The sequence below is a fragment of the Bradyrhizobium monzae genome (assembly GCF_021458635.1).
Classification (GTDB): domain Bacteria; phylum Pseudomonadota; class Alphaproteobacteria; order Rhizobiales; family Xanthobacteraceae; genus Bradyrhizobium.
Genome location: NZ_JAIRDQ010000004.1, coordinates 409,206 through 430,175, shown reverse-complemented (window position 1 = coordinate 430,175; position 20,970 = coordinate 409,206). Strand labels below are relative to the sequence as shown.

The window sequence follows — 20,970 nt, the reverse complement described above, 5'->3', positions numbered from 1 at the left end:
GGCGGACGGAAAGCACAAAATTTGATGGTTTCGAAAAACCGTTTGCTAATTAGCCAGCCACAAATAGACGATAAATAGACGATATTGAATGGTTTGCTCGCCTAAGGTCGCCCTGGAACACGCTCAGTTGGGGGCCTCAGTGAGCGACATTGACCGGCCCCCGCAAGTTCAGGGTGCTGGCGGTGGTGGCAACTGACACGGATTCGGCAAAGGCATCGAGGGCGCCACCCCATTGGCGTCCTTGGCTCGTTCCGTCTGCGGTTCCGAGTTTCCCTTCGTCTATCGCCATGCGTCTTGTTGCCGTCGTGCTCGCGACCGGTGTCCTCGGGCTCGGCCTCATCGGTGGCTTGACGGCGCTGCGCCTGCAGCAGCAACTGAGCCAGCAGGCTGCGGCACTGGGTGAACTCTCGGAAGACCAGCTCGCTCATCGCCTTGATGGTGAGGCGCAGTTGGCGCGAGCGCGAATCGAGGTCCTGGGCGCGGAAACCGCATCTCGCCTGCGTCAGATCGCTCAGCGCGCCGATGTCGCCAAGGCGGTCGCCTCGAACAACGATGTGACTATCCGTGAGCTGCTCAGCATCGTTGCTTCGACCTCCGGATTCGAAAGGCTGATCGCCTTGGACGAAACCGGTCGCGTGATCGGCGCCAACACGTCCCTCGACCTCCTGGCGCTGAACCGGGCGCTCGAGGGTAGCGCCCTGTCTGGCAATCTCAGCGCGATCCTCAAGGACAACAGCCGCTCGCACCCGCAGGGTGAGGAAGGCACCTATGAACTCCAATTGCGTGAATTGTCGGCGCTCGGCCTGCCGCGGCGCCACACCATAGCGCACACCGCGATCGAGCCCGTGTTCGACGAGTTCGGCGATCTCATCGGCGCGCTTGCCGCCATCCGACCGCTCGGGCGCACGGAGCGGACTCTCGAGAACTTTACTTCGCTAGCCAATGCCGGCGTCGTCATCATCACGGGCGACAACGAGATCGTGTCCTCCGCGGGACCTGAAGGGGTGAGATTCAGCGGCACCAGGACGCGTTTGACCGGGCTGCAGCACTCGGCTGACGGCAACTACGTCGCGCGCTGTGTCGATTACGCGGCCACGCTCAAGGTGTGTACGTTCGCGAGCGCTTCGCTCGTGACGACGACACGTGATCAGATGTTCCAGATCGGTGCATCCCACACGCGTTCGCTGATGTGGCAGTTCCTGGCGTCCGCGGCGCTGGCGCTCGGTGCCTTGGTCGTCGCGCTATTGGCCGCCGTGAGGCACCTCACGAAAGGGCTCTCAGCGCTCGCCAAGACCGCCCAGGAAATCGCGGGTGGCAATCTCGACGTTCCGTTCCGCGCAACCGGCATCGGCGAGGTCAACAGCCTCGGCCTCGCATTCGAGCGAATGCTGACGCATTTGCGGGCCAGCACTCGAAAAATTCGTCAACTCGCGTTCTACGATACGGTGAGCCGCATTCCCAATCGGGAGAAGATGCGCATCGATGCGCCGGCGCTCATCGACGCAGAAGAGGGCGGAGCGCTGTTCTTCCTCGACCTCGATGGCTTCAAATCCATCAACGACACTTTCGGGCACAAGGCTGGCGACGAACTGCTCAGGATGGTTGCCGAGCGCTTGAGCAATTTGCTGACATCCAAGGGCGCTCCCGGCAAATGTCTGCTCGCCCGGGTCGGGGGCGACGAGTTCGTCGCCGTCATCGCTGGAGTGAAGACGGTCGAGGCCGCGAGCCTCAGTGCCCGCGAGATGATCGAGACGCTGCAGGTTTCCTTCAAGCTGCAGAGCAACCATGCGACCATCGGCGTCAGCATCGGAATCGCGATCTGTCCCACCCACGGCACAACCTACGACGATCTCCTGATCCGGGCCGACCTTGCGATGTACGCCGCGAAGAGCTCGGGACGCAATACCTACGCGTTCTTCACTCCGGATCTCGCAGAGGTCGCGCGAGCCCGCCATGCGCTCGAAACCGATCTTGCCTTGGCGATCCGCAATGAAGAGCTCTTTGTCCATTACCAGCCCAAGGTGTCCTGCGTGGATGGCCGCATCCTAGGTGTGGAGGCGCTGGCGCGCTGGCATCACCCGAAGGAGGGCGACATTCCTCCTCAGCGCTTCATCAAGATCGCGGAAGAGATCGGCCTCATCATGGAAATCGACCGCTTCGTGCTCCGGCGCGCGCTCGCCGAAATCGGGGGCCTGATCCGAGCCGGCGCGAACCTCGTGCTCGCTGTAAATGTCGCGGCGACGGAAATCGAGGACCCGCTGTTCATCAAGGATATCGTCACGGCCGTTCGCGAGGCCGACTTCCCGCCGCCACGCCTCGAGATCGAGGTCACAGAGTCGGTCGCGATGCGCAATCCAGATCTCGTGCGCGAGAGAATAAGCCTGCTCAGGCAGTTGGGCATACGCTTTGCAATGGACGATTTCGGAGCCGGCTATTCGAATCTTTCGACGATGGCGAGGCTCCCCTTCGACGCCGTGAAACTCGATCGCACGCTCGTGGCGGGTGTCGCGGAAGACCGCGAAAAGCAGACGATCCTTCGCCTGGCGCTCGGACTTGCGGACGAATTGGGGTTCGAAACGGTCGTAGAAGGCGTCGAAACGGCCGAAGACCTCCGGTTCGCGGCCGAAAACGGCGCGACCATGGCGCAAGGATATATTTTTTCTCCGCCACTATCGCTCGAAGAGTTCGCCGTCCTGCTCCAGCCGAGCCTTTTGGCTTCAGCTGTCGAGGTGGTGCCCAGGCGAGACGGAGCGGAGCGGCAGGCTGCGATCCGCTAACGCGTCGGCGACGACATCAACCTTTCCAATCAAGATCAAATAGGCACCGATCCATACGGGAGCCCTGCCGTAGTTCGCGGCTTTGTACTGAATGGTGGGAAAATGGCGCACCACACCGGGTGATGATGAGAACTATGTCTACGCCATAGCCCTATAAACGGAAAGCTGGGAATCGGTCATTAGCGACCAATGAGAGCCCTAGCAGATTTGCGGCTGTAGGGTGATAAATGGGCGACCAACTCGTCGCTGCTGAACGGCGGCTCGCGACCTCATTGCGGACGTTGGCGACAGTGCGACTAACACCGAAGAGCCGACTTTGACCGCGTTCATCGCGGCTCTTCCGGTATCTCTCAGGGATTAGGCGATACTGACGACAAGTGTTTGGCCGGATCAGAGCGACAGCCGGACCTGCAGGTCGTTAAGGAGCCACCGGCCGGCCGGGCCAGGTTCATGGTCCGCCATGCGGGCGGCGTAGATGGTCAGGGCGTCTGCCGGGTCACGGGCATCTTCGGCCAGTTCGAGCCGAACCAGATCGCTGGCTGCGAGATGATCGGCAATCAGATGCTCCGGCATCCGGCACCAGCCGAAGCCGGCCAGCAGGAAATCCAGTCTGCGGCCGAGGTCGACAAAGCGCCACCGCGTGGCGCTGGCCAGGCCGTAATTGTTCGCTTCCCGATCGACCGGATCGGACAGGACGAGCTGGATATGGCGCTCCAGGTCGTCGCGGGTTGCCGGACGACCAAGCGCTGCCAATGGGTGTTCGGCGCTGACCACGGGCGTCAGCGCCACGCGCAGCAGCGGCGAAGCCACGACGTCCTCAGGCACCACCGGCAGCAGCAGGCAGAAGGCCAGTGCGACGTCGCCGCTGCGCAAACGACGCAGCGCCCCGCCCAGGCCCTCGGTCGAGAAGCTGACGGCAAGATGCGGATAGGCCTGGTGCAACGCGCGCAGGCTTTCGATGAGCGGGGCGGTGGGCACCAGCGGATCTATGGCCAGGGCAAGCTCGGGCTCGACCCCGCCTCGCGCGCCGGTCGCGACGGCCTCGAAGCGTGCCGCGCTCGAAAGCACCAGCCGGGCTTGATCGACCAGAACCCGGCCCGTTTCAGTCAGGCGGGGGCGATGGGTGCTGCGGTCAAAGAGCTGGACGCCCTGCGCGGCTTCCAATGTCGCCACCGACTGGCTGATTGCCGATTGCGCACGGCGCAATTGCCGCCCGGCCGCCGAAAAGCTGCCTGCATCAGCAATGGTCACCAGGATGCGCAACTGGTCGAGGCTGAGACTGCCGATCATGATCCATCACATTAGTCGATAGATATGATCGCTTCATTATCGCTCCCGCCGCTAGATAGAAAGCCCTATATCGTCCGCATCTGTTCCGGCTGTTTAGCCCAAAACCTTGAGGACGCCATGCCCAACCTTCTCGTTGTCGAAACCAGCGCGCGCGGCGAGGCTTCGATTTCCCGTCAGCTGACCAAACGCCTTGTCGCCAATTGGCTCGAGGTGCACCCGGATGGCGCGGTCGTGCGGCGCGACCTGGCGGTGGATGCGCTGCCGCACGTGACCATGCCGTGGTTATCGGCCTATTTCACGCCACCGCATGCCCATACCTCGGACATGGCCGAGCAACTGCGTCTCTCGGACGCGCTGGTTGCCGAATTGCTGGCAACTGAGGAGCTTGTCATCGCCACGCCGGTCTACAACTACAATATCCCGGCCAGCCTCAAAGCCTGGATCGATCACATCGTGCGCAAGGGCGTAACGCTTGGCTTCGATGGCAAGGGACTGCTGATCGGCAAGAAAGCCACCGTGGTGCTGGCGTCCGGCGGCATCTATGGCGAGGCGTCGCCCATCGACCACCTCAATTTTGCCCCGCGATACCTCAAGGCCATTCTCAACGTCCTCGGCATCACCGACGTGAGGATTATCCATGGCGAAGGTGCCAAGGCCGTGGATATGGGTGAAGCAACGATGGACACGTTCATCGACGCCGTCGTTCCGAAACTCAATCGCGCTGCGGCAGCCTGATTGATCGGGAGTATGCGGCCCCCAGATGGAGCCCGCTTGCTTCCACCGAGTTCAGGTGTGCCGCAAGATCGCCGCTGCCCGTCGTCGCATCTTGCCTTCGGATCATTGTTCATGCCGAGAAGCAGAACATGGTCACGCTCGTCCGATTTGGCAGTCTTGCCTTGCAATAGCTGACCGTTCGCTTCCCACCCCCAAACAAGCTGCGCTCGCGGTACGTGCAGACCCCGACGAACCGGTCGCTCCCGACGCGCTCCAACACAAGAACGAGCTTCATGGCCCAGCAAGGCCGCATAGCTAGTCTTTGGCCCCCAACCCCCCGAAGATGAGCGCTATTATCCTCGCCGACTGAGAATCCCTTCCGGGATGGGACGGAAGCTGCCAAAGTACTCCAAGAAGCATCAAAACATCGTCGGCATTTGCACCGGTATCAATCGCACCCGCGGCCTCACATGCAGCGATGAGTGAACGCACCGCCAACACCATTTGCTCATAAGTCTCGCGTTTGTCATCCTCGGAAGTGGCCCCCTGCAGAAGCTTTGCCACGCCGCGTTTCATTGCACTGGAATTAGCCAGCTGGGCACACCAGAGACGAAACGCCTCCAGCGGCGGATGCTTCTGCAAAAGCGTGGATGCGAGAGCCGCAAGGGCGTTGATCTCCTCGCGATAAATGGCCAGGGCCAGAGCTTCCCGCGTCGGGAAGTGGCGATAGAGCGTGCCTTGCCCAACTCCGGCCGCCTTACCGATAGCGCTAAGCGGCGTTTCGGGATCGTGGGTCAGAGCCTTTCGTGCCACCTCAAGTATGCGGTCACGGTTGGCGCGGGCGTCCGCTCGCAATCCGTCCTCTTCTACAGCCATATCGCCTCTTGACTAAACGGACAATTGTCCGTTACTTAACTCTAAGCGGACATTTGTCCGAATATAGCGAATGTGGAGATGGACATGCAATATGCCAAGCTCGGCCGGACGGGCCTCGATATTTCGCCTATCTGTATTGGCTGCATGGGGTTCGGGGACCCGTCGCGAGGCTACCCTTCCTGGTCACTTGACGAGGAAGGAAGTCGACGCCTCATTCGCCACGCACTTGAGGCGGGCATCAATTTCTTCGATACCGCCAATCTGTATTCAAACGGTTCCAGCGAGGAGATCCTCGGGCGGGCACTGAAGGACTTCGCGCACCGTGAAAACGTCGTGATCGCCACCAAGCTCAGCGCACCAATGCGCGACGGACCCAATAGTATAGGGCTATCGCGCAAGGCGATCATGACCGAGGTCGATATGAGCCTCAAGCGCCTGGGCACGGACTATATCGATCTCTACCAGATCCACCGTCGTGACAGGACCACCCCTTGGGAAGAAACGCTCGAGGCCCTGAACGATGTCGTCAAGGCCGGCAAGGTCCGGTACCTCGGTGCATCGTCCATGATGGCCTGGGAATTCGGCAAGGCGCTACACCTGCAGAAATCCAACGGCTGGGCCCGCTTCGTGTCGATGCAGGATACTTACAATCTTCTCGACCGCGAAGAAGAGCGCGAGATGCATGCGCTTTGCATCGACGAAGGGGTGCAGACCATTATCTATAGCCCTCTCAACCGTGGTCGGCTGGCCCGACCGTGGGGAGCGACGACAGCAAGGGCGGAAACCGAAGCGGTCTACAATCTGGGTGCGGCCACTGCCGACAGCGACAAGCTGATTATCGATACGGTGGGGGCCATTGCGGAAGAACGGGGCGTCGGCCGGGCAATGATTGCGCTTGCCTGGTTGCGTCGCAATCCTGTGGTGGCTGCTCCGATCGTGGGTGCGCTGAAAGCAGAACATATTGACGACGCCGTGGCCTCCCTATCGACCAGCCTCACCGACGACGAAGCAGCAAGACTGGAAGCACCATATACGCCGCGGCTCGACCATCAGGGAGTGTCAGACCCGGCCAAGCTGCGTCGCGCAGCTGAAGCAGCCACAGGACACAGCATCAGCCGTCTTCCAGTCCGTGAGCTGAGCAAGGTGATATGAACCTTGCTAGTTCTGGCTACCTGCATGTCTATCGTCGAGGGCTGGTCTGCTTTCTGCATTTCACCGCCATGATGCGGCAGATCATGGCGCTGTTCGACGAATACCAGTCGAAGGAGAACGCCAAGCACGTCCTGCGCGCCATGAACGAAAACGCGCGGCAAGGCTTCTGGAATGGAGCACCGCCGCCGATCGGCTATCGCATTGTCGCGGCCGAGCAGCGCGGATCGAAGACCAAGAAGAAGCTGGAAATCGATCCCTTGCACGCCGACACCGTGCGGCTGATTTATCGGCTATTTCTTGAAGATGATGGCAATTCCGGCCCGTTGGGCGTCAAGGCCATCACCTGCCATCTCAACGAACGGCGCGGCGGCGCCATGACGCTCCGCACTGGAAGGGGAAGCGCAGGCGGGACATATCGCTATTACACCTGCTCGACGAAAGCCCGCCAAGGCAAGACCGGCTGCGAGGGCCGCATCTTCCCGATGGACAAGCTTGACGATTTGATCGCGAGCCATCTCGAAGAACGGTTGCTTCGACCCGATCGTTTAAAAACCATTCTTGCCAATCTCCTTGACCGTCGGGAGGAGCGCACAGAGCGCCGTCGTGAGCATCTGGCCGAACTCAATCGGCGAATCACGGAGACCGACCAGCGGCTCAACCGGCTTTACGATGCGATCGAAGCCGGGCTCGCGATGGATTGCGGCTTGAGGGCGGCGGCTATCGGCGGGATCACCTACGCGCTCTGGCGCAGCGCATAGAGGTCGCGGATAGCGAGGTTCGCATCATGGGATCGAAGTCGGAACTGCTGCGAACGCTCGTGGCCGCTTGGAGCGGGAAATCGGCGGTGTTTGGCGTTCATAGTTCTGTACTGAATGGCGCACCCGACACGATTCGAACGTGTGACCTTTGCCTTCGGAGGGCAACGCTCTATCCAGCTGAGCTACGGGTGCAGCGACGGTTGATGTAGCCGATTGGCGAGGGGCGGGCAACCGGTCTGGCCGCGACAATCGTCGCGCTTTAGGCCGATTTGCGCGGGGCCAGGCCAGGAACCCGACCACCAACCGGCATCGTGTCCCGGCGGAGGCCTGCGAATTCGGCCAGGATCCGCTCCGAGCAGACCACACGGTTGCGGCCGAGCCGTTTGGCCGCATAGAGCGCCTGGTCGGCCGCACCCAGCAGCCGGTCGGGGGCGCCGTCGGCTTCGCCGGGGATGTGACTGGCGACGCCGACACTGAGGGTGACGTGGTTGCCGGCCCCATGGGCGCCATGGGCGATGCGCAACGCCATGACGGCGCCGCGGATCTCCTCGGCGATGGCGCAGGCATCGTCGCAACTCGTCTCGGGCAGGATCAGCGCAAATTCCTCGCCGCCGTAGCGGCTGGCCAGGTCGAGCGGGCGCACCGCATGGCGGCTGACGACGCGCGCGACCTCGCGCAGGCATTCGTCGCCGGACTGATGGCCGTGCTCGTCGTTGAACAGCTTGAAGTGATCGACGTCTACGAACAGCAGCGCGAGCGGCTTCTGCGTCCGCTGCGCGCGCGTCCATTCGGTCATCAGCATCTGGTCGAAGGAGCGGCGGTTGGACAGCCCGGTCAGCCCGTCCTTGGTGGCGAGCTCCTTCAGCGCCATCTCGGCGCGCTTCTGGTCGGTGAGGTCGCGCAGCGTCTCCACCACCGCGATCAGGTTGCCAGCCTCGTCATGGATCGGACCGGCGTCGATCGCGAGATAAAGCTGGCTGCCGAGCTTTGGCATCACGCACCAGTTCTCCGCGCTGAAGCCAAGCCCGTTGTGGCCGCGTGCGGCATATTCCGAATAGAACTCCGGCAGTTGTTCGGGCTGGTCGAGCGCGACCAAATCGGCGAGGCAAGGGCGCCTGGTTTGGTAGAAGGCCTGCCAGTGCTTGCCGGTGCCGATCACCTCGGAGGCGGCAACGCCGGTCAGCCGCTCGCAGGCCCTGTTCCAGATCACGACGCGGCGCTTCGGGTCGATCACGAAGGTCGGCACCACCAAATGCTGCATCAGCCGCACCGCGTAGGAATCGGCAACGTCGACGGCTTTGGCGGGAGACTTGCTGAGCTTTGCCATATCAGGCCACCGCCGCCACAGGCATGGCATCGCCCGGGCCGAACAGCCCGCGCACCTCGGCCGCCGGTTTCGGCTTGCTGAACAGATAGCCCTGCATCTCCGTGCAGCCGAGCGCGCGCAGCATCTCGCGCTGGGCTTCGGTCTCGACGCCTTCGGCGACTGTCGTCATGTTGCTGGCGGAGGCGATGTTCACCACCGCCTGCACGATCACGGGCGACCCGCTGGAATCGGCGATGTCGACGACGAAGCAGCGGTCGATCTTGATCTTGTCGAACGGGAAGCGCTTCAGATAGCTCAGCGAGGAATAGCCGGTACCGAAATCGTCGAGCGCGATGCGTACGCCGATCGCGCGAAGCTGGTGCAGGATCGAGAGCGCCGCCTCGTCGTCGCGGATCAGCACGGCCTCGGTGATCTCGAGCTCGAGACGCCGCGGCTCGAGCCCGGAGGCGGCCAGCGCCCCCGCGATCCGCAGCGCCAGCGTGTCGCATTTGAGCTGCACCGGCGAGACGTTGACGGCGACGCGCACGTGGGCCGGCCAGGTCGCGGCCTCGTTGCAGGCCGTGCGCAGCACCCAGTCACCGAGCTCGTTGATCAGGCCGGTATCTTCGGCGATCGGAATGAATTCGACCGGCGAGACCATGCCGCGTTCGGGATGGCGCCAGCGCAGCAGCGCCTCGCAGCCGGAGACTTCGCCCGAGTGCAGATTGACCAGCGGCTGATAATGAATCTCGAAGCCGCCGTCGATCAGCGCCTGGCGCAGATCCTGCTCCAGGGTGAGGCGGGCCTTGGCGCTCGCATCCATCTCCGGCACGAAGAAGCGGTAGGTGCGCCGCCCTTCCGCCTTGGCGCCGTACATTGCGAGGTCGGCATTCTTGATGAGCTGGTCGAGGTCGGCACCGTCCTGCGGCGCCAGCGCGATGCCGATGCTGGCGTCGGTGGAGAGCTGGTGGCCGAGGCAGTGATAGGGGCGGCGGATCGCTTCATGGATCCGCGTCACGAAGGAGAGCACGTCGGCGGACGATTCGATTTTGGTCTGGATCACGGCGAACTCGTCGCCACCAAGCCGCGCGATCAGATCGCCCGGCTTGAGGCAGGCGCGGATGCGACCCGCGATCGCCTTCAGCAGCTCGTCGCCGACATGGTGGCCGAGTGAATCGTTGATGCCCTTGAACTCGTCGACGTCGATATAGAGCAGCGCGAACCGTTCGCCGCCGGCGACCTTCTCCAGCTCGCGCTCGATCTGCTCGCGGAATAGCGTGCGGTTGGGCAGGTCGGTCAGCGCATCGTAGTGCGCCATATGCGCGATCTTCTCGTCGGCGCGCCGCCGCTCGGTGACGTCATCGACGACATTGATGAGATAGCGCGGCTCGCCGGACTTGTCGCGGATCCCGATCCGGGTCGAGGTGATGTAGCGCAGCCCCATGGTCTGGCTCGGCCAGGCATGTTCGTCCTTGGACAATCCCTCGATCGTCTGCAGCGCTTTGCTGTCGTCTTCGGTGACGAGCTTCGCCGTGTCGATCGGGTAGATGTCGAACGGGGTCTTGCCGACGATGGCTTCGCGCGATTGCCCGAATTGCTCTGCGGCAGTGCTGTTGATCAGCAAATATTGCCGTGTCCGGGCGTCCTTCACCGTGATCTGCGACGGGATGTGATCGATGATCTCGCGGAGGAACGTGTAGTTGCGGTCGCGCTCCTGCTCCAGGTTGAGCCGCTCGGTGATCTCCTCGATCGTGGCGACCCATCCGCCCTGCGCGAGCGGGGTGTTGATGACCTGGAAGGCCCGGCCGTTGGGCAATTGATGTATCTTGGTGGCGACCTTGCCCTCGGCGACGCCCTTCATGACTCCGGCGCAAAACGCCTCGACGTCACCGCTGAACGCGTTGCGCTCCTTGCGATGGGCCATCGCCCCTGTGATGTGACAGCCGGGCTTGATGACGTCGTGGGAGAGGCCGAACATGTCGGCATAGCGGCGATTGCAGGTGACGATGTAGCCGTTGGCGTCGTACAGGATCAGCCCCTGCGACATGTTGTTCATGGCGGTGTCGAGCCGCTGCCGCTCCGCCTCGAGCCGCTGCTGGGCCTCGCGGTTCTGCCGGTTGATCTGGCGGATGATCATGAAGAGGATCAGCGCGATCACGGCCGCTGACAGCGTCGCTGTGGTGACCATGAAACCGGTCTGCTGCCGCCAGTCGGCAAGCGCGGCCGACGTGGTGTTGGTGGCGACGATGACCAGCGGGAAATGCGTGAGCGACGCAGCCGAGCCGAGCTTCTCCTCGCCGTCGACCGGGCTCTTGACCCGCAGCGTGTGCTGACCACCGCGGGTCAATACCTTCTGCATCAGCGGCGCGGTCTTGTAGCTGGTCCCGATCATCGATTCGACATTCGGGTAGCGCGCCAGCATCACGCCTTCGCGGTCGAACAGCGAGATGGCGGCGCCATCGGCCAGAGCGACCGAAGCGAAATAGCGCCGATAGCTGTCAGGATCGATCCGCCGGACCATCGCGCCGAGGAAAGTGCCGTCCGGCAGGGTCAGCCGGCGCGCCACGATCGTGGTCCATTTGCCGATCAGGTAGCTGCGCACGGATTCCAGCAGCACCGGCTCCGACATCGGATTCGATTTGAAGGTCTGGAAATAGGCGCGCGAGGAGACGTTGATCTTGGGGAGTGGCTCGGCGCGCGACCAGTTGATGATCTCGCCGTCGGCATCGTAGATCGCGATGTCGCCGAGATAGGACACGGCGCTGACCTTGCCCCGCAGCATCCGGTTCGCTTCGGGCCCCGACATGCGCTCGCGGAACATCTGCGGCGAGGTGATGTCCGACAGGTGCATCTGCCCGATCAGATCGGCAGCGACAACGTCGGAATCTTCAAATTGCTGATCGAAATGCCGAGCGATCAGCTGCACGGTGTTTTCCAGCTCGCGCTCGCGGTTGGTGAGTGTCTTCTCGCGAAACTCGCCGACGGCCATTGCGGTCACGGCGAAGATGCCGGCGACCAGCAACGCGCCCGAGAGCGTCAGCCACAGCACGGGGCCGCGCCGCATGGCAGCGTCCCAGCCGCTTTTCGTGGCCGAGAATATCGCAGCTGCCATCTGTACGAAAACCTGGCGCATCCCACTCCCCCGGAGGAACAGAATTACACCGGACAGGTGGCGCAATGCTTAGGAAAGCCGGTTACCCATGGCTTAAACCGGTTGCGGATTAATACGGATATCCACCCACGCGGGAACTGCGGGACATCGCGCCACGGTTGTACGCCGCCTGCACGGCGCGCTGCGCTGCATCGTTAATCGAAGCTTAATGCGAAGCGCCCGCGCTCTTGCCGCCGCCACCATTGCGCAGCCGTCCGACCACGCCGGTCGGGAAGAAATAGACGCTGGCAATGAAGAGCAGCCCGAGCCAGAGCAGCCAGCGGTCGGGATGGAGCAAGCCCGGCAGCAGCGGCAGGCCAGCCTCGGACGCTGCCTTGGAGGCAACGCCCATCAGCGATTGCAGATAGTTCTGCGCGAGGATGAAGATCGTCGCGCCGATGATCGCACCGTAGATCGTGCCCATGCCGCCGATCACCACCATCAGGAGAATGTCCAGCATGATGGAGAAGCTCAGCGAGGTGTCCGGGCCCGCGTAGCGCAGCCACAGCGCATTGAGGATGCCGGCGCCGGCGGCGACCAGCGCGGCGAGGCAGTTGGCATAGCTCAAATGGAACACGGTCCGGAAACCGAGAGCCTCGGCGCGAAAGCGGTTTTCGCGGATTGCCTGCAGCACGCGGCCGAACGGCGAGTTCACCACGCGCAACAGCGCGAGGATCATCAGGGCCGAGATGGCGAACACCAGGTAGAAGGTCAGGATGCGGCCGTTGATCTCGAAGCCGAACAGGTCTTTTGAGATCAGCACCGTGCCGGGGCGGAGCAGCTCGGGGAGCTGGAAACTGCGCCCGTCCTCGCCGCCGGTCAGCCATGAGAGTTGCGAGGCCAATACCTGGAAGGCGGAGGCGACCGCGAGCGTGATCATGGCGAAGAAGATCGCGGCGACCCGCAGCGAGAACAGGCCGATGGCGAGCGCGAGCAGCGCCGCCAGCGGCAGGCCGACGACGATGCCGGTTGCGACCGCGGCCCAGTTCGGGCCCATCCCGTACAGCGCAATCGCGATCGCGTAGCTGCCGATGCCGTAGAACATCGTGTGCGCGAACGACACCGAGCCGGTGTAGCCGAGCAGCAAATCGTAGGACGCCACCAGCGCGGCGAACACGCAGATCTTGGCCGCGACGTTCAGCGCTTTTGCCCCGGGGAACAGGAACGGCGTCGCCGCCAGCGCCAGGATGATGACGACGAGAACGAGCGTGAGTACGCGGCTCCGCGGCGGATCGCCCGACAGGATCATCATCGGCTGGTCACCGCATAGAGGCCGCGCGGCCGCCACATCAGAATGGCGACCATCAGCAGGATGTTGGAGACGAGGGCGAGTTTCGGCACCAGGAAGCCGCCGTAATTGGCGACCATCGCCACCAGGATCGCGCCGATGAAGCAGCCGCCGATCGAGCCCAATCCGCCGATGATGACGACGACGAAGATCAAGACCGTGAGCTCGTCGCTCATGGAGGCGTGGACCTGCTCGCGATAGAGCGCCCACATCACGCCGCCGAGGCCGGCCAGCGCCGAGCCCGTCATGAACACGCCGAGGAACAGCCGGCGGATGCGGTAACCGAGCGCCTCGACCATCTCGCGGTTCTCGACGCCGGCGCGGATCAGCAGGCCGAGCTTGGTGCGGTTGAGCACGAGCTGGATCGCGATGAAGACGGCAAGCCCGATCAGCGTCGCCAGCACGCGGTATTTGGCGATCGCGACGTCACCGAAGATGAAGGAGCCGCGCAGCGAGGTCGGCAGCGGCATCGGGATGATCTGCGGCCCCCACAGCGCATAGAGCGTCTGCTCGGCGACGATCAGGCCGCCAGTCGTCATCAGGATCTGCTTCAGATGCTGGCCGTACACGGGAAGGATCAGCACGCGCTCGACGACCAGGCCGAGGGCGCCTGATACCGCCATCGACAGCAGCGCTGCGGGCGCCAGCGCCGCAAGGTTCACCCACAGCGAATCCGCCTGCACGGAGGCTGCGAACGGCGCGAACACCAGCGTTGCAATGTAGGCGCCCACCGCGATGAAGGCGCCGTGGCCGAAATTCAGCACGTCCATCAGGCCGAACACCAGCGTCAAGCCAGAGGCCATGATGAAGATCATCATGCCCATCGCGAGGCTTGCCGCCGTCAGCGTCAGCCAGGTGCTGGGCGAGCCGATCAGGGGAATCGTGACAAGCGCGAGCGCGATTGGCAGCAGGATCGGCGCGATATCGCGCTTCGGCTTCGGCAGCGGATCGGTTGCGGCGAGGTCAGTCACTGATGCGCCTCCAGGCTCAGGCCGAGCAGCCGTTCCTGCAGCGGCACGTCAGAGGCCAAGGCCGCCATCTCGCCGCGGTGGACGATGGTGCCGTTGTCCATCACCAGCACGTTGTCGCCGAGCTCGCGGGCGGCAAAGAAATTCTGCTCGACCAGCAGGATCGTCGCGCCCTTGCGCTTGATCTCCTTCAGGCACTCGATCAGCGCCATGACGATGGCGGGCGCCAGTCCCTTGGTCGGTTCGTCGATCAGTAAGAGCTTGCGCGGCTCGATGATCGCGCGTGCGATCGACAACATCTGCTTCTGCCCGCCCGAGAGGCTTCCCGCGCGCGACAGCCAGAACCGGCGCAGCGCCGGGAAGTAACCAAAGATCCATTCCAGCTGCTTGTCGTCCATCGGACCGTCGCGGGCGGCGAGGACGAGATTCTCTTTCACCGTGAGGTCGGAAAACACCGCCATGCTCTCAGGCACATAGCCGACACCGCGTTGCGCGATATCTGGCGTGGCGCGACCCTCGATGCGTTCGCCGCCGAGCGTGATCTCGCCGGCAGAGGCCGGCCACAGACCCATGATCGTGCGCAGCGTCGTGGTCTTGCCGGCGCCGTTGCGGCCCAGCAGCATCGTGACCTGCCCCTGCGGCACGGCGAGGTCGATGCCCTGGAGAATGTGATAGCGGCCGATGTGGGTGTGCACGCCGGAGAGCTTCAGGAGATCGGTCATGCGGCCCCCTCTGCAATTGTCTTGGGTGCGACGCCGAGATAGGCTTCCTGCACGATCGGGGAGGCGATCACCTCGGCGGGCGGGCCATCTGCGACAAGCTGGCCGTTATGCAGCACGATGATGCGGTCGGCGAGCGAGCGCACCACGTCCATCTTGTGCTCGACCAGCAGGATGATCTTGCTCTTGTCCTGCTTGAGCTGCGCGATCAGGTTCAGCACGACCGGCACCTCATCGATGCTCATGCCGGCGGTCGGCTCGTCGAACATGAACACTTTCGGCTCCAGCGCGATCATCAGCGCCACCTCGAGCTTGCGCTGGTCGCCGTGCGACAGCGCGGTCGCGGCCACGCCGCGGCGGGTGCCGAGCGCGACCTGGTCGAGAATGGCGTCGGCGCGCGCGATCAGATCGCGGCGAACCATCCAGGGCCGCAGCATGTCGTAATGCGTGCCATTGGCCGCCTGCACCGCGAGGCGGACGTTCTCTTCCACTGACAGGTTCGGGAAGAGATTGGTGAGCTGGAACGCGCGTCCGAGACCCGCACGGGTCCGCAGCGGCGCGGAATGCTGGGTAATGTCGGTGCCGTCGAACAGGATGCTGCCGCTGGACGCGCGCAGCTGGCCCGAGATCAGGTTGAAATAGGTGGTCTTGCCGGCGCCGTTCGGCCCGACGATGGCGGTGAGCTCGCCCGGGCGGAACGTGCAGGTGACGTTGTTGACTGCGACATGGCCGCCGAAGCGGATGGTGAGGTCGCGGGTTTCGAGAGCGAGCGTCATTGAGAGTCTGATGAGTTTGGGATGTATCCGCGATCACGGAGCGCCCCCTCGCCCGCTTGCGGGGGAGGGTAGGGGAGAGGGTGCTTCCACGACGAAGACTCCCCGAGAGGTCAGAGCCCTCACCCGGCCTCTCCCGCAAGCGGGAGAGGTGAAGGAAGAAAGCTCAACGCTTGTTCTTGACCGGAACGTCCATGTCCTCGATCTTCAGCTCGCGCACCGGCTCGAGCACGGCCCAGGCGACGTTCGGATCGACCTTGACCTTGAAGTGATACATGCTCTGCAGCGCCTGGTGGTCTTCCTTGCGGAACACCATCTTGCCCTTCGGCGTGTCGAACTCCATGCCTTCCATCGCCGTGATCAGCTTCTCGGTGTCGGTCGACTTCGCCTTGGTGACGGCGGCGACGACGGACATCGCGGCCGCAAAGCCGCCCGCGGTGAAGAAGTCCGGCGGCGCGTTGAAGCGCTTCTTGTGCTCGGCGACGAGCCAGTCGTTCACCGGGTTCTTCGGGATGTCGTAGTAGTAATAGGTCGCGCCTTCCATGCCGGGCAGGCCTTTATAGGCCGCGAGTGCCGGCAGGATGTTGCCGCCGGTCGACAGCTCGATGCCGTAACGCTTCGGATCCATGTCCTGGAGTTTTGCCAGCGGATTGCCGGCGCCGGCCCAGATCACCCAGATCACCTTGCGGCCCGGCTTGTCCTTCAATGCGTCGAACAGGCGCTGGCCGACGGCGGTAAAATCAGTGGTGTTGGTCGGAGCATATTCTTCTGCGCCGAGCGTCGCGCCGGTCTTGGCCAGCGCCTCCTTGAAGGCGGCGACGCCGTCGCGGCCGAAGGCATAGTCCTGTGCCAGCGTAGCCACGGTGACGCCCTGCTTGCCGATCGCGACCGCGTTCGAGATCGCGTCCTGCGACGAATTGCGCGCCGTGCGGAAGATGTAGCGATTCCACTTCTCGCCGGTAATCTGGTCCGCGACCGCGGGCTCGACGATCAAAATCTTCTTGTTCTCCTCGGCGACGGGGAGAATGGCGAGCGCCGCAGCCGACGAGGTCGTGCCGATCGCGATGTCGGCCTTGTCGTCCTGATAGGCTTCGGCGAGCGCGGTCTTCGCAAGGTCCGGCTTGCCCTGGTCGTCCTTGGTGATGATGACGATCTTGCGGCCGTCGATCGTCATCGTGCCCTTGGTGGCGTATTCAAAGCCCATCTGCAGGCCGGTTTCGGTCTGCTTGGCATAGGCTTCGAGCGGGCCGGTCTTGCCGTAGATCAGCGCGACCTTGAGGTCATCGGCTCGCGCGGAGCTGCCCGCCGTCAAGCCGATGATGGCTGCTGTGAGAATGAGCGATCGACGCACGGTGTTCCTCCCAAAATATGGACTGCCTTGATCACAGCGATTTGCACACATGTGCAGACATTGCAATTCCACCTTACGGCGGAGCTAGCGTGAGATGCATGTGACAGCCTGTTGACGCGCGCGTGCCGGTATCGCGGTGTCAGGAATCCGAGACTTCGGACACGTCCAGTCTCGAAACTCAGACGGGCGGTGATCCCGAGGCCAGGCCGAACTTGGCGAGCTTCTTGTAGAAGGTCGCGCGCGAGATGCGCAGCATGCGCGCGGCTTCCGTGATCTGGCCGTTGCTGGCGGCGAGCGCATGTTCGAGCGTCTGCTTCTCGAATTCGGCCTCGGCTTCCGCATAGGGAACGACCGATCCCGTCATCCGCTGCGCCGCTGCGGGGTGCGCATCCGCGCCGACCGACAGGATGTGCACGAAATCGTCGCTCGTCAGGCGTCCGGAATCGCTCAGGATCAGCGCGCGCTCGAGGATGTTGCGGAGCTCGCGGACGTTGCCGGGCCAATCATAGCGCGCGAGCGCGGACAATCCGCTCGGCGTGATCCTGGCATTGACGAAATCTCCGGAGGCACCGATGTCCTCGATCAGCCGCGCGCAGATGTCCGGGAGGTCGTCGAGGCATTTGCGAAGCGGCGGCAGGTCGATCGACAGCACGTTGAGCCGGTAATAGAGATCGGCGCGGAATGCGCCGTCGCTGACGCGCTTGCGCAAATCGACATTGGTCGCCGCGATGACGCGCACATCGACCTTGGTGATCTTGTCCGAGCCGAGCGGCTCGATCTCGCGCTCCTGCAGCACGCGCAGCAGCTTGGCCTGCAATTGCAGCGGCATCTCGCCGATCTCGTCGAGGAACAACGTGCCGCCGTCGGCTAGGCGGAACTTGCCCTCGCGTCCCCTGCGGTCGACGCCGGTAGTGGCACCCGGCGCGGTACCGAAAAATTCGGACTCGATCAGCGTCTCCGGGATCGCCGCGACATTGACGCTGACGAACGGCTTTTCCGCGCGCGATGACGCGTTGTGGATGGCCTGCGCCAGCAGCTCCTTGCCGGTGCCGGTCTCGCCGGTGAGCAGCACGGTCACGCTCTGCCGCGCGGCGCGTTTGGCAAAATCCTTGGCTTGAGTGATTGCCGGCGTCGCGCCGACGAAATCGGCGAATGTGAATCGCGCCGCGCGGGCGTTGGACAATTGCCGCCGCGCCAGCCGCAGATCGCTCTCGAGCTGGGTGACGCGGGCAAGCAGGGGTTTCAGGCCTTCGACGTGGTCATAGAGCACGAAGCCGATCGCGCCGATGACGTTGCGCGTCTCGTCCTCGATCGGCATGCGCGTCACCACGAGCTGCTCGCCGCCGAGCTCCATGATGTCGAGCAGGATCGGCTCGCCGCTTTCGACGACATTCCGCATCAGGCTGTTCGGAATGATCTCCTCGATCGGGCGGCCGATTGCTTCCGCGGCCTGCTTGAGGCCGAGCGAGATGAGGTATTTCTCGTTGACGTAGATGACCTTCCCGCTGCGATCGATCGCGATCGCGCCCTCGCACAGATGCTCCAGCCGCTCGAACAGCGTCACCATTGCCCGTGCGCGGACATAGGCGGGATCGCTGACGTCGGAGGAAGCAGTGGACATAATGTGCCTCGGGGAGGTCCGCCTGCTTCTTACCAAAAGCGCAGCAATTTCAAAGGGAAATCGGTGTGACGGGGTTAACGCCGATGCCCGCTCGCGCGATCTATGTCCCCGTCACCCCTGCGCAACCGCGAAGCGGTTGTCGCTGGAGGTGGCCGCTTCTTCAGCGGCCCTCGAAGGGCGACGGCCCGGCTGGCAGCTCGGCCGTACATCCTTCGAGGCTCCCCATGCGTCGCGTTGCGCCGCACGGCTCGCACCTCAGGATGACGGCGCTATCTTGAATGCGGCGACGCAGATATTGGCGTCGCACTACCTTCGATACCCGTTCGCCCGCGAATAGCCCTGGCGGTTCTGCTGCATCGGGCGGGCTGAGACGCTGGCGCGGGACTCGCTCGAGGCGGGCGTGGCGAGCTTCAGCTCCTCCAGGAAGATCGGGCGAGCGAAATAATAGCCCTGTGCGTAGCGGATCTTGGTCGCGGCCTGGAGATAGGCGAGCTCCTCGAAGGATTCGAGGCCTTCGGCGATGACGGTCATACCGAGCGCTTCGCTCAGGGATTCGATCGCGCGCAGAATGCCCTGGCTGCGCGGGCGCTTATGGATGTCGGTGATGAAGGAGCGGTCGATCTTGATCTCGTCGGCGGTGATGTCGGCCAGCGCCGACAGCGACGAATAGCCGGTGCCGAAATCGTCGATCGAGATGCCGACACCGAGCTTGCGGAACATCGGCAGGATTTCCGACTGGAAGTGACTCTTGGCGACGAAGGCGTCTTCGGTCACCTCGATCATGAAGCGTTGGGGGAAGCCGGTATCGTCCAGCGCCTGCGCGAAGGTGCGCATGAATTCGGGATTGCCGGCCTGCTTGGCGGCGACGTTGATGCTGATGGTCGCTTCCGCGCCGAAAGTGTTGTTGATAAGGTCGATCGACTTGACGATCTCGGCCAGCACGAGATGGGTCAGCTCGTCGATCAGCCCGAGCTCGCCCGCCAGATTGATGAATGAGCCCGGCGCCTGGATCACGCCCTCGTCGTCGCGCAGGCGCACCAGCGCCTCGATGCCCGTCACGGTCTGGGTGCGGATGTCGACCTTGGACTGGAAAGCGCAGCAAAAGCGCTTTTCGAGGATGGCGAGCCGCAGCGACTGCTCGATCTTCATCCGCGCCAAGGCCTCGCGCTCCATGCCGGCGTCGAAGAACGCGGCCATTCCCTTGCCGTCATTCTTGATGCGGTACATCGCGATGTCGGCGTTCTGACGCAGTGTCTCGAAGCTGCGGCCGTGATCGGGGTAGAGGCTGATGCCGACCGAGGTAGAAGCGAAGACCTCCGAATTGTCGATGAAGAACGGTGCGGTCAGTCGCTCCAGCGTCGATTGCATGAATTCGGCGACTTCCTCCTGGCTCCGGATCGGCGAGAGCAGCAGCAGGAATTCGTCGCCGGAGATGCGCGACAACATGTCGGATTCGCGCAGGTCGCGGCCGAGCCGCTTCGACAGCTCGACCAGCAGCGCGTCGCCAGCGGTGTGGCCGTAATAATCGTTGATATGCTTGAAATTGTCGACATCGAGAAAGGCGAGTGCAAAACGCTCGCCGCCGCGGTCGCCTGCGAGCAGGCTGTTGACGCGATGTTCGATCACGCGCCGCGAGGGCAGTCCGGTCAGCTCGTCGAAATAGGCCGAGCGAAACAGCTGGTCCTCGAAATTCTTCTGCTCGGTGATATCCGCGGAGGCTGAGATCAGTAGCTCGCGGCCGTCGAGCTGGATCGGTCGATGGGTCGTCAGCAGCACCTGGCGTGCGGCGCCGTCCTGGAGCGCTTCTTCGGAGGTGACCGGCTGTCCGGCCCTCAGCGCGCGCTCGCAGGCCTCGCGGCGCTGCGCGAGGTCGGGCGACGGGCGGCTGCCGTCCATGCCGAGCTGCGCGGCCGCTACATCGTTAACCAGGAGAAGCTTGCCTTGCGCGTCCTGCACGGTCAGGCCGGCAGGCAGCATTCTAACGATTTCCTTGAGGAATCCGAGTTCGGCTTCGCTCGCGCTGCTATATGCATTGTCGTTCATAGAAGTCATGAATCTTGTTGTTTCAGCGCGCGTTTGCAATGCACGCGATCATGCGCAGTTCCCTCTTAGGTTTGGTTAAGGGGCCGGCAGAAATACGGGGGTGTCTTGCGAGAAACTTGTGGCGTTGCGAGGTGCGCCGCCGATCGTCATTAACAGAAGGTCAACAGCGCCTGCAAAAGCCCG

General features: G+C 63.3%; 14 protein-coding genes, 1 tRNA gene and 1 pseudogene. 4 read left to right on the top strand and 12 right to left on the bottom strand.

The window, feature by feature from the left end:
• Positions 1 to 287 precede the first annotated feature (287 nt).
• Positions 288 to 2,777 (top strand): putative bifunctional diguanylate cyclase/phosphodiesterase, encoded by a 2,490-nt coding sequence (locus K3F49_RS18355; protein ID WP_234682352.1) that lies wholly within the window; start codon positions 288 to 290, stop codon positions 2,775 to 2,777.
• A gap of 390 nt (positions 2,778 to 3,167) precedes the next feature.
• On the opposite strand, the gene K3F49_RS18350 is transcribed toward K3F49_RS18355, so the two are convergent.
• Complete coding sequence (locus tag K3F49_RS18350) at positions 3,168 to 4,067, bottom strand: LysR family transcriptional regulator (protein WP_234682351.1); 900 nt, start codon at positions 4,065 to 4,067, stop codon at positions 3,168 to 3,170.
• 117 nt (positions 4,068 to 4,184) lie between these two features.
• On the opposite strand from K3F49_RS18350, the gene K3F49_RS18345 reads away from it, so the two are divergent.
• A complete protein-coding gene (locus K3F49_RS18345) occupies positions 4,185 to 4,802 on the top strand; it encodes an FMN-dependent NADH-azoreductase (RefSeq protein WP_234682350.1) in 618 nt (205 codons plus the stop codon).
• A gap of 294 nt (positions 4,803 to 5,096) precedes the next feature.
• Here the strand turns inward: K3F49_RS18345 and K3F49_RS18340 are convergent, their stop codons facing one another.
• Positions 5,097 to 5,657 (bottom strand): TetR/AcrR family transcriptional regulator, encoded by a 561-nt coding sequence (locus tag K3F49_RS18340; protein WP_234682349.1) that lies wholly within the window; start codon positions 5,655 to 5,657, stop codon positions 5,097 to 5,099.
• Positions 5,658 to 5,741: 84 nt separating this feature from the next.
• Here K3F49_RS18340 and K3F49_RS18335 point away from each other — a divergent pair.
• Positions 5,742 to 6,695 (top strand): annotated as a pseudogene (locus tag K3F49_RS18335) (aldo/keto reductase); the annotation flags it as partial.
• Between the two features lie 110 nt (positions 6,696 to 6,805).
• Entirely contained in the window at positions 6,806 to 7,567 is a 762-nt protein-coding gene (locus K3F49_RS18330) for a recombinase zinc beta ribbon domain-containing protein (protein ID WP_234682348.1), read from the top strand.
• A 115-nt stretch (positions 7,568 to 7,682) separates the two neighbouring features.
• Here K3F49_RS18330 and K3F49_RS18325 read toward each other — a convergent pair.
• The 10 genes from K3F49_RS18325 to K3F49_RS18280 all read right to left on the bottom strand — a co-directional run bounded on the left by K3F49_RS18325 (position 7,683) and on the right by K3F49_RS18280 (position 20,787).
• Positions 7,683 to 7,759 (bottom strand) — tRNA-Arg (locus tag K3F49_RS18325).
• 67 nt (positions 7,760 to 7,826) lie between these two features.
• Positions 7,827 to 8,894, bottom strand: coding sequence for a sensor domain-containing diguanylate cyclase (locus K3F49_RS18320; protein ID WP_234682347.1), 1,068 nt, complete (start codon positions 8,892 to 8,894; stop codon positions 7,827 to 7,829).
• Between the two features lies 1 nt (position 8,895).
• The gene (locus K3F49_RS18315; protein WP_234682346.1) at positions 8,896 to 12,006 is read right to left on the bottom strand and encodes an EAL domain-containing protein; all 3,111 of its coding nucleotides are present in this window, start codon (positions 12,004 to 12,006) and stop codon (positions 8,896 to 8,898) included.
• A 184-nt stretch (positions 12,007 to 12,190) separates the two neighbouring features.
• Entirely contained in the window at positions 12,191 to 13,276 is a 1,086-nt protein-coding gene (locus K3F49_RS18310; protein WP_234682345.1) for a branched-chain amino acid ABC transporter permease, read from the bottom strand.
• On the bottom strand, positions 13,273 to 14,283 hold the full coding sequence (locus K3F49_RS18305; protein WP_234682344.1) for a branched-chain amino acid ABC transporter permease: 1,011 nt from the start codon (positions 14,281 to 14,283) through the stop codon (positions 13,273 to 13,275). The genes K3F49_RS18310 and K3F49_RS18305 overlap by 4 nt, the downstream gene beginning before the upstream one ends.
• Entirely contained in the window at positions 14,280 to 15,002 is a 723-nt protein-coding gene (locus K3F49_RS18300; RefSeq protein ID WP_234682343.1) for an ABC transporter ATP-binding protein, read from the bottom strand. Before K3F49_RS18300 ends, K3F49_RS18305 begins: the two co-directional genes overlap by 4 nt.
• The gene (locus K3F49_RS18295) at positions 14,999 to 15,775 is read right to left on the bottom strand and encodes an ABC transporter ATP-binding protein (protein ID WP_234682342.1); all 777 of its coding nucleotides are present in this window, start codon (positions 15,773 to 15,775) and stop codon (positions 14,999 to 15,001) included. Before K3F49_RS18295 ends, K3F49_RS18300 begins: the two co-directional genes overlap by 4 nt.
• A gap of 163 nt (positions 15,776 to 15,938) precedes the next feature.
• Positions 15,939 to 17,123, bottom strand: a complete 1,185-nt coding sequence (locus K3F49_RS18290) for a substrate-binding domain-containing protein (protein ID WP_234682341.1) — start codon at positions 17,121 to 17,123, stop codon at positions 15,939 to 15,941.
• 178 nt (positions 17,124 to 17,301) lie between these two features.
• Complete coding sequence (locus tag K3F49_RS18285) at positions 17,302 to 18,744, bottom strand: sigma-54 interaction domain-containing protein (RefSeq protein ID WP_234682340.1); 1,443 nt, start codon at positions 18,742 to 18,744, stop codon at positions 17,302 to 17,304.
• 306 nt (positions 18,745 to 19,050) lie between these two features.
• Positions 19,051 to 20,787 (bottom strand): putative bifunctional diguanylate cyclase/phosphodiesterase, encoded by a 1,737-nt coding sequence (locus K3F49_RS18280; protein WP_234682339.1) that lies wholly within the window; start codon positions 20,785 to 20,787, stop codon positions 19,051 to 19,053.
• Positions 20,788 to 20,970: the final 183 nt, after the last annotated feature.

What these genes read in the sequence shown, in the direction of transcription:
- K3F49_RS18345 (WP_234682350.1), top strand. Translation starts at nt 4,185, where the DNA reads ATGCCCAACCTTCTCGTTGTCGAAACCAGCGCGCGCGGCGAGGCTTCG.
- K3F49_RS18295 (WP_234682342.1), bottom strand. Translation starts at nt 15,775, where the DNA reads ATGACGCTCGCTCTCGAAACCCGCGACCTCACCATCCGCTTCGGCGGC.
- K3F49_RS18300 (WP_234682343.1), bottom strand. Translation starts at nt 15,002, where the DNA reads ATGACCGATCTCCTGAAGCTCTCCGGCGTGCACACCCACATCGGCCGC.
- K3F49_RS18355 (WP_234682352.1), top strand. Translation starts at nt 288, where the DNA reads ATGCGTCTTGTTGCCGTCGTGCTCGCGACCGGTGTCCTCGGGCTCGGC.
- K3F49_RS18310 (WP_234682345.1), bottom strand. Translation starts at nt 13,276, where the DNA reads ATGATGATCCTGTCGGGCGATCCGCCGCGGAGCCGCGTACTCACGCTC.
- K3F49_RS18330 (WP_234682348.1), top strand. Translation starts at nt 6,806, where the DNA reads ATGAACCTTGCTAGTTCTGGCTACCTGCATGTCTATCGTCGAGGGCTG.
- K3F49_RS18350 (WP_234682351.1), bottom strand. Translation starts at nt 4,067, where the DNA reads ATGATCGGCAGTCTCAGCCTCGACCAGTTGCGCATCCTGGTGACCATT.
- K3F49_RS18315 (WP_234682346.1), bottom strand. Translation starts at nt 12,006, where the DNA reads ATGCGCCAGGTTTTCGTACAGATGGCAGCTGCGATATTCTCGGCCACG.
- K3F49_RS18340 (WP_234682349.1), bottom strand. Translation starts at nt 5,657, where the DNA reads ATGGCTGTAGAAGAGGACGGATTGCGAGCGGACGCCCGCGCCAACCGT.
- K3F49_RS18285 (WP_234682340.1), bottom strand. Translation starts at nt 18,744, where the DNA reads ATGTCCACTGCTTCCTCCGACGTCAGCGATCCCGCCTATGTCCGCGCA.
- K3F49_RS18320 (WP_234682347.1), bottom strand. Translation starts at nt 8,894, where the DNA reads ATGGCAAAGCTCAGCAAGTCTCCCGCCAAAGCCGTCGACGTTGCCGAT.
- K3F49_RS18280 (WP_234682339.1), bottom strand. Translation starts at nt 20,787, where the DNA reads ATGAACGACAATGCATATAGCAGCGCGAGCGAAGCCGAACTCGGATTC.